Source organism: Chitinophaga sp. 05T412 (genome assembly GCF_056396465.1).
The window spans coordinates 528,854-541,571 of record NZ_JBFTLN010000001.1; the positions used below are offsets into that span (position 1 = coordinate 528,854).

9 protein-coding genes are annotated in these 12,718 nt (G+C 46.1%); all 9 read right to left on the reverse strand.

The genetic code is table 11. The features are described 5' to 3' along the window. Window positions 1–87 precede the first annotated feature (87 nt). The 9 genes from AC1DFM_RS01980 to AC1DFM_RS02020 all read right to left on the reverse strand — a co-directional run bounded on the left by AC1DFM_RS01980 (window position 88) and on the right by AC1DFM_RS02020 (window position 12,633). The gene (locus tag AC1DFM_RS01980) at window positions 88–1,335 is read right to left on the reverse strand and encodes a DEAD/DEAH box helicase (RefSeq protein WP_477075051.1); all 1,248 of its coding nucleotides are present in this window, start codon (window positions 1,333–1,335) and stop codon (window positions 88–90) included. Between the two features lie 332 nt (window positions 1,336–1,667). Continuing rightward, a complete protein-coding gene (locus AC1DFM_RS01985) occupies window positions 1,668–2,075 on the reverse strand; it encodes a c-type cytochrome (protein ID WP_477075052.1) in 408 nt (135 codons plus the stop codon). A 214-nt stretch (window positions 2,076–2,289) separates the two neighbouring features. Then, a complete protein-coding gene (locus tag AC1DFM_RS01990; protein WP_477075053.1) occupies window positions 2,290–3,393 on the reverse strand; it encodes a redoxin domain-containing protein in 1,104 nt (367 codons plus the stop codon). 22 nt (window positions 3,394–3,415) lie between these two features. Next, window positions 3,416–4,801, reverse strand: coding sequence for a TlpA family protein disulfide reductase (locus AC1DFM_RS01995; RefSeq protein WP_477075054.1), 1,386 nt, complete (start codon window positions 4,799–4,801; stop codon window positions 3,416–3,418). 23 nt (window positions 4,802–4,824) lie between these two features. After that, on the reverse strand, window positions 4,825–5,712 hold the full coding sequence (locus AC1DFM_RS02000) for a hypothetical protein (protein WP_477075055.1): 888 nt from the start codon (window positions 5,710–5,712) through the stop codon (window positions 4,825–4,827). Window positions 5,713–5,735: 23 nt separating this feature from the next. Then, window positions 5,736–7,232, reverse strand: a complete 1,497-nt coding sequence (locus tag AC1DFM_RS02005; RefSeq protein ID WP_477075056.1) for a RagB/SusD family nutrient uptake outer membrane protein — start codon at window positions 7,230–7,232, stop codon at window positions 5,736–5,738. After that, the gene (locus AC1DFM_RS02010; protein ID WP_477075057.1) at window positions 7,232–10,789 is read right to left on the reverse strand and encodes a SusC/RagA family TonB-linked outer membrane protein; all 3,558 of its coding nucleotides are present in this window, start codon (window positions 10,787–10,789) and stop codon (window positions 7,232–7,234) included. The genes AC1DFM_RS02005 and AC1DFM_RS02010 overlap by 1 nt, the downstream gene beginning before the upstream one ends. A 92-nt stretch (window positions 10,790–10,881) precedes the next feature. Beyond that, window positions 10,882–12,024 (reverse strand): FecR domain-containing protein, encoded by a 1,143-nt coding sequence (locus AC1DFM_RS02015; RefSeq protein WP_477075058.1) that lies wholly within the window; start codon window positions 12,022–12,024, stop codon window positions 10,882–10,884. A 51-nt stretch (window positions 12,025–12,075) separates the two neighbouring features. After that, entirely contained in the window at window positions 12,076–12,633 is a 558-nt protein-coding gene (locus AC1DFM_RS02020) for an RNA polymerase sigma-70 factor (protein WP_477075059.1), read from the reverse strand. Window positions 12,634–12,718 lie beyond the last annotated feature (85 nt).

Sequence of the window (12,718 nt, forward strand, 5' to 3'; positions counted from 1 at the left end):
GATCTGCTTATATCTTCCCTTTATCTTTTTAAATCTTATTACTCAAAAATAAGAAATCAGTTTAATCCTGTTCACAGACAAAATTCACTAAAACGTTTTATCGCGCTTATCCACGTGTCCTCTCTTTCTGTTCTTAGGCTTAGGCCTTCTCGGGTCAGCCTTCGGCATATCCGGATTAACGGCATTGGCTTCCATGATGGCAGCTTCCTCGAAAGGATGCGGTACCGATGGAATGGTTTGCCGGGTAAGTTTATTGATGCTGTGCAGGTAAGGTCTTTCTTCGGTATCGCAGAAAGAAAGGGCGTAGCCCGCTGCACCTGCTCTACCGGTTCTGCCTATACGATGTACATACGTTTCGGAAACATTCGGTAAGTCGTAGTTAATCACGTGCTCCAGCGAATCCACATCAATTCCTCTGGCCGCGATATCAGTAGCTACCAATACACGAAGACGACCATTTTTAAAGTTGCTCAGCGTATTCTGGCGGGAAGCCTGCGACTTATCCCCGTGCAGGGCATCTGCATTGATATTGCGCTTCTTCAGATTTTTGGCAATTCTGTCGGCACCGTGTTTGGTTTGTGTAAACACAATGGTACGCTCAATGCGTTGATCTTTCAAAATATGATCCAGCAGCGATTGCTTATCTTTCTTCTTCACAAAATAAACTGATTGTTCCACCCTTTCTGCGGTAGTAGATACCGGCGTGATGGTCACTTTTTCAGGCTTATACAGTAAAGAATTGGCCAGCTGTGCGATACTTGGCGGCATGGTAGCAGAAAAGAACAGGGTTTGACGCTGTTGCGGCAGTTCCCGGATTACCTTCTTGATATCATTGATAAAACCCATATCCAGCATACGATCTGCCTCGTCCAACACAAACATTTCCAGGTGACTCAGGTAAATATAACCCTGGTTCATCAGGTCCAACAGACGGCCAGGTGTGGCAATCAGGATGTCCGTACCATTACGCAGGGCAATGGTTTGACGATGCTGTGGCACGCCACCAAAGATCACGTCGTGCTTTAAACCGGTGTATTTGCCGTAGGCGCCAAAGCTTTCATCGATTTGCGTAGCCAGTTCCCGGGTAGGGGTCAGGATCAGTGTGCGAATATGCTTAAAGCCCTCTTTGGCTGGTTTACTATTGTATAATAACTGTAAAATGGGGATAGCGAACGCGGCCGTTTTACCAGTACCTGTCTGCGCGCAGCCTAACAGGTCTTTACCTTCCAATACAATAGGAATAGATTGCTGTTGTATGGGAGTAGGCGTGGTGTAGCCTTCGTTTTTAATTGCTTTTAAAATGGGCTCAATAAGCCCTAATTGCTCAAATAACATGTTGATATATCTGATGTAATAAATATAAAATAACGCTTCTTCGTCTTTAGCGTTATCACAATTGAGGAGAGCAGTAAAGAAAAGATTTCCGGACTGGAGAGAATAGATATTTCTGTGCTTTATGCCTTTAACTCAACAGACGGGGGCAAAGATACTGTTTTTTCCGGAGCCAACAGCTATAGATTAAAAAAATAACATATGAGTGGAGCAGAAAGCGGAGAGCAGAAAGCAAAAAGCTATTGCAGCGAATGATCATCGCGGATATTTACTCGCTTTAATCATTCGCTGCAATAGCTTTTTGCTTTCTGCTTTTCGCTTTCTGCTTTCAGCAGTTACTTCGCTCCTTCTGGTGCAGCATCAGGCTTGAGCTTGGGTTTTTCATCCCCATGATGGCAGCTATAGCAGCTTACTGCCATTACTTCCGTAGCCTTGAAAAATTTCTTGTTGATACGTTTGGTCATCCGCATCATGTCTCTCGCAGTGCCTTTATGCGGATTTGCATCGCTGGCAAAATCCAGTTTCTTGGCATCGTCTTTCCGTGGTTCGTGACAGAAATTACATTTTACACCGAGTGCCGCATTAAATCCGCGCATCACAGTAATCAGTTCTTCATGACTGATGTTTTTAGGCAATACTTTCAGATTTTGCGCCTTTTCAGGTTCCTGGGGTAATGCCAGTGAGCATAGCGTGCCAGCCGCCAACAATGCTGCCACCACTACAAAACTTTTCCTGATTTTCATGACCATGGGTTTAAATAAGTATAATAAATGCTTCCTTCTGGAATGGAATCTACAAAAAAGAATAATAGGTAGTTGTTATTCTATGCGCGTTTTTTTCCGCCCAAAGTGTTCCATGCCCATTATTGAACGAACGGCATAGGTGCGCTGTTGCAGAAAATAATAAGCCCCGCTACTGAAAAATAGCGGGGCTCATAGGGATAAATACGACGTGCTTTTATTTCAGCAACTCTGCCAGTTTCTGTTCTAATCGTTCATTCATATAGCCCATACCTACAATTTTTCCATCCGGTCCTATCAGATAATTAACCGGAATAGCCATCACATGGTAATCCAGCGCTACCGGGCTGAAAGAAGCCTTAAGATCACATACCTGTGCCCAGGGTTGCTTATCTTCTGCTACTGCCTGCAGCCATTTATCTTTCTTCTCATCAGCAGATACACTCAGGATGGTGAAGTTTTTATCTTTAAACTTCTCATAGGCCGCTTTCAGGTGAGGATTTTGTGCACGACACGGTGCACACCAGCTGGCCCAGAAATCAATCAACACATACTTTCCTTTGTAATCGGACAGGGACACCTGTTTACCATTTACATCCGGTAAAGTAAAGCCGGGCGCAATAGCGCCAATTTCCATGCCTACGCCCATCGTTTTTTTCACGAAGTTAACAGACGCCGCACGCTGTACATTCAGCGGTTGCTTACCCAGGTACTCCAGCCACTCATCTTTAGGCATCGTCCTGTTCAGTACATTGGCAAAGAGATAGGCAGATACAGTTGATTTAGGGTGTTTGCTGATCCATACTTTGGCCAGTTCCGCCTGCTGCTTTTCAAATACCGCAATCTGTGGTTGCAGTTCATTAGAGGTAAGCATGTCACCAATGTTCTCTGCTTCCTCCTGTCTCATCTTCAGTTTTCTCTTTTCTGAAAACGCCGCAGAAGTATCGAGGATATTACTGCAGATGTCTACCCAGTCTTTGATAAACTGAGAACCGCTATAAGTAGCATTTTGAAAAAAGGGCCCCTTACCGGTAATTTTCACTTCTCCCGGTTCGAGGAAAAGTACGGTTCCTTTTTTCTCATCTTTCACATCCCCTACTGCAATAATAAATACACCACCATTACCGCTGGTAAGGGTTTTGGTAAACGTGAAGCTGTGATTTTTAATGACCGTCGAGTCGTAACCTTCCTGGAATGGGGTCCACAAACGCATCATGGTATCATTCGGTAAATCAGGTAAGGTACCTGATATCACCACCTTATTCTGTGCGGATGTTTGTAATGCCACCCCCATGGCTAACAGGGCTATTATTCTCTTCATAAACATGATTATTATATAAAAATTATTTTCTCATTTTCATCCACATCTCCAGCAACGCTTTGTACGCCGGATCTGAAGGTAGTGGGGCAAAAGCCGTCAGAAACTTACCTTCGGCATCTATCATCATATAGCGGGGCACGCCCGTTAACTGATAATGTTTTACAAACTCCTGCATGTTTTTATCACTTTCATCGGGAGATAATCTTAAAGTGATGGCTTCACTTTGAGGATGCTTGTCCAGATACTTCTTCCATACCATGTCTTCATCCCAGGCAATAGAAAGAAATACAATGCCGGTATCTGCATGCAGTGAATCCGCAAAGCGTTCAAAGTTGGGCAGCTCGGCTATACAGGTAGCACACCAGGTGGCCCAGAAATCCAACACCACCATTTTTCCCTTGAATTGAGATAACCGTACCGGCTTCCCCTGCAAATCATACAACGTGAAATCAAACGCCGGCTGGTTTAAATTCAGCGGCTGATAAGCCTGGTATATAGAGTCATACAAAGCCTTGATAGCCGGATGATGCACTTCCTTCTTCACCATGTCGTAGATATCCATGAAATGGTCATTAGCACCGTGATAACGCACAGTACCAATTACATCATTCCAAACCACCAGGTGCTTCAACCGGTCGCCCGACAGGTGACTCAGTAAATAAGCAGCGCGCTCTTCGCCATCTCCAGGCACGGCATCGCGTACATAGCCGAACACCACTGATTCCTCCGCAATACGCGACAGGTAAGGATGATCCACTTCTGCTTCCTCCTGCACCCAGGCTTTAAACTGCACCGGTGCTTTTGCGGCATATACGTTTTCGGCTTTATAACGACTGGCATAATAACTCTTCACCTTCATCTTCAGCATTTTCAGGTACAGCTGCGCAATGGGCAAATCTTCTTTTGCCGTTAAACGGGCATTGGTAATCAGTTGCTGCGCCTGCTCATTTTTCTTATTTAATACGGCCTTAAATGCTTCGAAGTCGGTATGCAATACCACACTATCCCGGAAACGATACAGGCTATCCAGTTTATACAACAGCTGCAAACGGGCTGGTTGTGTACCAGTGATCACCGCATTTTCGCAATGTACCAGCCCTTCATTAAAAGGACGCGGACTCAGCTTCGCATTCACCTGATCGCCAGGATGCAGTAATACGGGTACGTTGTTAATATTGATCACCTGTACAACAGGAATTTTCAACTTACCGGTCCACACTTTCGTGGCATTCATCCCATCTACCACGCTGGCCGTAGCCACCGGATTTACATCGTCCAGGTAGCGGATGCTCACCATATTCATTCCCTGTACTGCGACGCTGACATTAGCAGTAGAATCCGCGCGTGTAGCCGCCACCGTGAGTGGTGCGTATAAACAGGTGAGCAATAAAAATAATCGGTATCTCATAAAATATAATTTTAAAAAACAGTTCAGGGCCGGTTACCAATGGCCTGCAGGTCTATGCTATATTTCCGTTGGTAATACCGCCGGATGATATCGTACTTCACTCGTATCAAACCACTCACATCAACCTGTGGCGACAACAGTGTGCGCTCCATTTCTGCGGCGGAGGTACTGGTGATGGCGCCGATAAAATCCATAAAATCCTGGCCCAGACAATAAGGGTTATTAAACGTATGCGCATTAGTAATACGCGTTACCAGACCTGCTGCATAGTAGGCGTCTTCATCCATGTTGATATAGTCTGGCTGATACATCGCAAAACTATCCGGCATTTCCAGCTGTTGTGCATTGTAGGCGCGCTTCCACAAACACCGGTGTAATCCTCCACGCAGCGCTTTCAATTGCGCCGGCGTTTGTTGTGGCAACTGTTTGTTGGCCCACGCAAAAGCCATCATATAATTGCTGGCGGCAAATCCGTTACAGCTCACATAATTATTGGTGACAGCATCTGCGGCCCGTGACACAAAAGAATCAATCCGCTCCGGCAACAGAATACGATAGGGTAATACCTGCAACAAAAAACTATCCGGGTATAGTTGCAAACACTCCTTCATCAAAAAACTCAGGGCAGGCGCCACGTTCGCCGGGTCCGGCTGCCAGGAGGTATCATTCAGAGAAGTAGCAATTTCATATCTGAAATCTGCCGGCGAATATTTATATAAAATGTAGCAATGGTATTTTTTGTAAAAGGCAGCAATCTCCGCGTCAAACGGCTGATTGCCTTGTGGTAACTGGTACCCATACTTTTCACCGGATGGCGCAGGCGCAGCTTCCCGCTTACAGGCAACGATACCGGTAAACAGTGATAACAGCAACAAAACACCTGCACGAGAAAAACGAACATATCTGGACATACAAAAGTAGTTAATGGTGATAATTACTCCGGCATCCTGGTGCCGGTGCTTTGCGGATTCTGAACCAAAGACGGATTGCGCTGCAATACCACACCCGGTATCGCCAACACGTACTGTGGATCTTTTGCCTTCAACCGGTATACAGCGATGCTGCTCATAGAAGGTTTAAACGCATGGGTAAGTGCAGGCATACCATAACGCCGCAAATCAAACCAGCGATGTCCTTCTTCATTAAAGAATTCCCTGCGACGTTCATCTCTGCACCATTGCAGCATCACGTCCGCAGTAGCCATTTCCAGTGGCTGATAAGACCATGGCCCAAACCGATGCTGACGGAGTGTATTCAGGTCCGTTAGTGCCTGTTGCGCTGCCGCTGCTTTACCCGTTGTTTTATACAACTGTATATTGGCTTCCGCCCGGTTGAGATACATTTCCGCACTACGCCATGCAGTGCCACGTATATTCTCCAGACTGGGATCGAACTTCCGCTGCACGTAATCCATGCCGAAAATAGGTTTCAGAAAATCCGGTAGTTCCATGTAATACGCAAAAGACCTCAAATCGCCTGGCTTGTACGTCTTACCTAATGATGCAGAAAAGGCATACGCCGCATTCACCCCTAACGACTTGCGCTCTTCAGTGCTGCCAAACAACCATATATTCTCTGTGGTGACGGTATTCAATATAAATTGCCCCTCTTCCAGCTGAATGGTGGGAAGGTCCATCAGCTGCGGATGATACTGCATGACAATACTGGCATGTGCGACTGCTTTATCCCATTGTTCCATAAACAATGCTACCCGCGATGCCAGGAAATGCGCCGCTATGTAGTTAAAGCGATAAGGTGTTTTATTGATCTTATCTACATCCAGCAGGATACAGGCGCTGTCTATATCCTGGCTGATTCGTTGGTATACTTCCGCTACGGTATTTCTGGCCGGATAAGTTTCGTATAAGTTAGCATCCAGACGCAACGGCACGCCTAAGTTTTTATCGGGTGTAGTAGTACTATCATTGTAAGGCTTTCCATATAAGTTCACCAACATGAAATAATAGTACGCCCTCAGCCCTAATGCCTGTCCTTTCAGGTATCGCTTCGCCACATCATTACCAATGCTGCCATCCACCGCCTGCAATGCCACGTTACAGCCTAATATCAATTTATAATAGGCGCCCCAGGAATTGAATGCAGTAACATCCGGACTATTATTTCTACCTACTGCTTCTAAAAAATCCGGTTGCCAGGTAAAGGCTGGCATATTGCCAAATACTGCCTGCTGGTTATTCACCAGCAAAGGGGTATTGTAACATTGTACGTCGTCATCCATAAACTGCAGCTCCGGCTGCAATATGGCATTGGCCAACGGATAACCATCTCCAAACAATAATTCACTATAATCTTCTGTCGACTTTGGCGTCATATCTGTCTGCGACTTCTCTTCCAGAAATTTTCTGCAGGAAGTCAATCCTGTTAACACTACCAGGAAACAGATGATCCCTGTTTTTTGTATCCCTCTCATTAGAACATAACATTAAGGGTGAAAGAATAGGATTTCGTAACCGGTAATGCAGTGGTGCCGGTACCCAATGTTTCAGGGTCCTGCCCCATTAATTGCTTGCTGGCAATGGTAAACGGATTTGTAACAGCACCGCCAATATTGATACCTTTTACATATGCACTACGACAGATGGAAGATGGGACCTGATAAAAAACATTGATAGTACGGCAACGTAAAAAGCTGGCATTCACGACCCGTATATCAGACAGATCGTACATGGTATATGGACTCACTCCTGTCTGTGAAACGGGAATCAGTACCGGCCTGTCGCCCCCGAACGCGGGAATATTTGTAAATGCTTCATCACCGGGCTTACGCCATCTTTGAGACAGTATAACCGGCATATTCATTTCCGGAAGAGGCGCTCCACCTGAAATAAAGGCTTTGTTATAAATAGCATTCAGGCGCTTGTAGTTACCATAGCTCAGATAAAGATTCATGTTCAGCGTGAAGGCGCCATAACGTACGCGGGGATTGAGCCCCATGGTCACCAATGGATCTTTTCTGCCGGAATATACGAGGAAACTGGCCGGATCTGCTGTGGCATCTTTAAACACACCGGTATTATTGAATTTTGGCACACCAGTGTTGTGATCCAGTCCCGCGTAATTGTACGACCATAAGCTGTTGATAGGACGGCCCGGAATAAGGGCCGTTCCTGCCAGATAGTTGGTATATAGATTACTGTATTGACTGCTGACGATATTGTTATAATTTTTTGAATAGGTGAGATCAAAAGAAATTTCTGCCTTCCTGGTACGTAACGGCACTACCTGCAAAAACAAGTCAAACCCACTGTTCGTCATATTTCCCGCATTCACCAACATGCTATTCACACCATATTCAAAAGGCAATTCTTTGGTAGCGAGTAAGTCCACACTTTTTTTCATATAGGCTTCGCCGTTAAAATTTACCCGGCCGTTGAACAACGACAATTCCACTCCGGCGTTCGACTGGTACGTCTTTTCCCAGCGCAGGTCAGGATAAGCGAGGCTTTTGGTATGCAGGATATATTCTCCACTCCCATCATCAATAGGAGAAGAAGGATAAGTGGCAATCAGTTGTGGTCCCACCTGATCTACCACATTTCCTTGTGTTCCAAAGGACGCATGAAAACGCAGCCCGCTGATAATACGGCTGCTGCTCAACCACGGTTCACTGCCCGCATCCCAGCTACCGGAAAACACCATATTCGGCAAAAAACGTTGATTGGAATATTGTCCAAACCGGTTAGAACCATCTGCCCTGCCGGTTACACTCAACACATATTTTCCCATTAATGAATAAGTAGCAGCCGCATAATAGCCCATGTTATTATTCAGCGTATTCACGATGATAGGAGTATGATAATACGTGCCACCCTTCACCGCGCCGCCACCTGTATTATACTCACCGGAAAAAAAGGTTTGACCCCTGTCAGGGAAATACCCTAACTCTACAGATGAAAAGCCTTTGCGTTGCAACGATTTAATCTCATTGCCTACCATCACGTATAAACGATCCCGGCTATCAAACAGGCTACGACTATATTCCAGCTGGTTACGCATATTCAGCACCACCAGATTTTCATGATTAATATTGGCCAACCCACCGTAAGGAAACACAGATAATTTCCGCAGGCTATCACTTACCGCCGCGCCAAAATCATAGCCCCTTTCCGCAGAGATCAGGTAGCTGCGATCGTACGCAGCCTGCATGCCTTCTGTACTCCCCAACTGTCCGCTGAGCAACGTTGTCCACTTCCAGCCATTGGCCACCTGATAATGCAAAGCGGCTGTTAACATCGTATTGGTAGTGGTAGCGGTGTTGGTAGTTTGATTGATTTCATTCCCGATGTTGTAGGTAAGCGGCATATGCAGCGTACCTGAAATACCTTTATCGATCAACAGTGACGGATCAATGGTGCGTGCTGCCGTTACCGCATAATCAAAAGGATTCACACTATAATAGCCGGAAGATCTCAAATAGCTGGCGTTGGCGCCGATATCTATGCTGAGTCTTTTGGTGATGGCGGAGTGCAGGTTTAATAATACACTGTACTGCTTATTGCCGTCTTCTTTGGCGGCACCACTATTGTTGGCATAGTTAAAAGAGGTATAGTAATTTGTTTTATCATTGCCTCCCGTCAGGCTCAGGGAATGATTATTGCTCACAGCAGGACGAAACAACCGGCCAAACCAATCCGTATTCAGCTTTTCCATGTCTGCTGTACGGGCATTGAGTTCGTCCAGGGTAATTTGCTTGTTCAGAAATTGCTTTACCAGGCTCTCATAGCCCACATTCCGGACGTTATAGTTATTCAAACCATCTGCCATCAGCTCCCGGGACAAGTCCACCCGCTGACGGGAATTCATCAGCTGATACTGTGCATAAGAAGGCCTTGCCTGAAAAGTAAGGGTACCATTATACGACAACTGCGCCGGGCCACTTTTTCCTTTTTTAGTAGTAATCACAATAACGCCGTTGGCTGCACGAATACCGTAGATAGCTGTAGCAGCAGCGTCCTTCAGAAAAGTCATGCTTTCAATATCAAACGGATTAAGCCCGGATACAGCATTACCAATGATAGAAAAATTTGCGCCCTGTGCGCCGCCCATGGCTTCGTTCAGCTGGGCGGGTGTCAGATCTACCGGATCTTCTTTGATCACACCATCTATTACCCACACCGGCGCTGCGTTACCAATAAAAGTAGAAGTACCGCGAATCCTCATTTTAGGCACCGCATTCGGACTACCGGAGTTATTCACAATCATTAGTCCGGGTACCTTTCCCTGTAACATTTTATCTACACTCGATTGTCCGGGTTGTATGATATCTGCGGCATCCAGTTTAAATACCGCGGCGGTAGACATCCGTTTATCAATCACCTGGTAGCCATTCACTACTACTTCCCGGATTTCCTGGATCACAGAATCCATGGCGATTTTTGCAAACTCTCCTTTCTTTACCGCTACTATCATAGGTTTCATGCCTAACCGGGAAACACGGATTTTATCTGCCTCTTCAACTACCAGGAAAAACATGCCGTCTTCCGTGGTATTGGTACCTACTTTAGAAGCGATTCCCTGTACGGTAACACCGCTCAAAGCCAGGCCCTGTTTATCTGTTACCTGTCCGCTCAGGAAAAAGCCCTTGCGTTCCGGCTGCCCTTCCGGTTGTACTTTAGGGAAAATAATAATCCCAGCCATGCCAGTGCTATACTCCAGATCCGTTTTTTCCAATAACAGTTTTAACAACTCTCTTAACGGCGTATTCTTAACATCTATCGTAACAGGTGGCTGCTGTTCTACTTCTTCCACGTTGTAGGTAAACCTTACGGCGGCGAGTATACGAATATCCTTCAGCACCGCGGGCAGCGGCTTCTTCACTGCCTTGTAGGTAAATTTCTTATCGAGCGCAGGAAGGTCCTGTGCAGATAGATGTGGTGACAGGGTGATACACAACAGTAGCAGCAAAATAGACATAGCTACGCCATGCACAGCCCTTCCGGCTGATGTCAGCTTAAATAATCTGTTCATTGTTGTACAGCGATTTTAAATAAAACGGAGCCGCTTATACGAAAACCAGTGTCCGCTTCTTCGATGGTTGATAAATGATGATAACGATGCGTTTATTTTTTACTTACAATAATTACTCTGTTCACTGTTTTGAATTTCACTTTGCCTGTTGTACCGGCAATATTATCCAGTATATCCTGTAAGGCGCCCGTTTTACGCATATCCAGCGTAAAGTGCAGGCGCTCCAGGGCAGGGTCATCAAAGTGAATAGTATAATCATATTCCCGTTCCAGGCTATGGACAATCTCTTTCAGCGTGGCTTCTTCAAAATAAATATCTCCGTCTTTCCAGGCAGTATACACGCGTGCGTCTACCCGTTGTTTCTTAAGCACTGGTACGGCTGCACTATAAGTGGCCTGTTCTCCAGGCAATAATATCACGGCCTGGTTATTCACGCTGGCGCTCACTTTTCCGGCAGCTAAGGTGGTATGAATTTGCCGGTCGTAGGTATTCACATTAAATGCAGTCCCTAATACTTTTACCTGCATGTCGCCGGCCTTTACTATAAATGGTTGTGTAGCTTTTTCGGCTACTTCAAAATACGCTTCCCCGGTGATCTTTACTTCGCGGGTGCTGCCATGAAAGGCGGCAGGGTATTCCAGCCGGCTGTCGGCGTTTACCCATACCCGTGTGCCATCCGCCAGTACAATTTTAGCCTGGTGGCCGCGCGGCACTTCCAGTATATTCGTTTCCGTAGCCTTGATAGCAGCTAATCCCGGCTGATATACAATCATGGTATCGCTGGCATCGATGGTACCACCTGCTTCTTCCAATTGCTGTGATCCGCTGCCCAATGCCACCTCCTTACCATTGGATAATAACAACCGCACCTTTGAGCTGGGTGGCAGGTTAGCAATGGCTACTGCAGGCGCTTCCCGGCGTAAGTGTAAAAAATATACACCGGCAAAAGTTAATAAAGCTGCTACGGCAGCCGCAATTCCCCAACGCAGGTAACGCACGCCTTTTAATACGGGCCGTGGATGTAAGTCGCCCGCTTCCGGTACGGAACGCTGAAACCGCTCCCATCCTTCTGCCATCGGAAATTCCTGTTCTTCCTGTGCGGCCTCCTGCAGATACGCCTGTATAGCGCCGGAAAGCTTCGCTACCTCCGCTTCAGCATCAGACAAAGGCGTTTCTTCTGCGCCTTTATCCAGCTGCTGCAACAGTTTTTCCCAGTTAATATCTTTTTCCGGCATATCCATATACGTTATAGACACTCATTTATAAGAAAGGGTGAACGCCCCTGTTTAGTTCATCAAAAAAAATAACAACAACCAGCGGATCAGCCAGATGCATTCCTTACGAAGCACCTGGTAAGCCAGCCGGATATGAGTTTTAACGGTATTGACAGAGATGTTCAGCCGGCTGGCAATCTCTGTATATTTCAATCCATCGCGGTTGCTGAGTAAAAAAATAATGCGGCGCTGCTCCGGCAACTGGTCAATAAGCTCCCAGAGCCGCCGGTGCAGCTCCTCCCGCGGAGGCGCTTCTTCCTCCTGTGGCACTGCCACCTCCGCTACATCTGCCAACTCAAAAGAAACGGGCCCCGACTGCCGCAGATAATTCAAAGACGCATTCCGCACCGACCGAAAAGCATAACTGCCAAAATTCCTGACAACAGGCAACGTGGCACGCTTGTTCCAGCAGTGAAGAAAGAAATCCTGTGCAATATCTTTGGCGATGTCTTTATCACCAACTACCCGAAATGAAACGGTACATAAGTGAGAATAATGCTGGCGGAATAATGTGGCAAAGGTCGCTGAATCAATGGAGGGCGACAACTCATCATTATCATATTCCTCCATAACCCCGAACATTTTTATTCATGAAAACTGGTTGATCTTGTACTTTATATCCACAAAATATAAAAAGGAACAGAAAAGCCCGCAT

Excerpts from the sequence above, each read along its gene's own strand:
- AC1DFM_RS02010 (WP_477075057.1), bottom strand. The coding sequence starts at position 10,789 with ATGAACAGATTATTTAAGCTGACATCAGCCGGAAGGGCTGTGCATGGC.
- AC1DFM_RS01995 (WP_477075054.1), bottom strand. The coding sequence starts at position 4,801 with ATGAGATACCGATTATTTTTATTGCTCACCTGTTTATACGCACCACTC.
- AC1DFM_RS01990 (WP_477075053.1), bottom strand. The coding sequence starts at position 3,393 with ATGAAGAGAATAATAGCCCTGTTAGCCATGGGGGTGGCATTACAAACA.
- AC1DFM_RS02020 (WP_477075059.1), bottom strand. The coding sequence starts at position 12,633 with ATGGAGGAATATGATAATGATGAGTTGTCGCCCTCCATTGATTCAGCG.
- AC1DFM_RS02000 (WP_477075055.1), bottom strand. The coding sequence starts at position 5,712 with ATGTCCAGATATGTTCGTTTTTCTCGTGCAGGTGTTTTGTTGCTGTTA.
- AC1DFM_RS01985 (WP_477075052.1), bottom strand. The coding sequence starts at position 2,075 with ATGAAAATCAGGAAAAGTTTTGTAGTGGTGGCAGCATTGTTGGCGGCT.
- AC1DFM_RS01980 (WP_477075051.1), bottom strand. The coding sequence starts at position 1,335 with ATGTTATTTGAGCAATTAGGGCTTATTGAGCCCATTTTAAAAGCAATT.
- AC1DFM_RS02015 (WP_477075058.1), bottom strand. The coding sequence starts at position 12,024 with ATGCCGGAAAAAGATATTAACTGGGAAAAACTGTTGCAGCAGCTGGAT.
- AC1DFM_RS02005 (WP_477075056.1), bottom strand. The coding sequence starts at position 7,232 with ATGAGAGGGATACAAAAAACAGGGATCATCTGTTTCCTGGTAGTGTTA.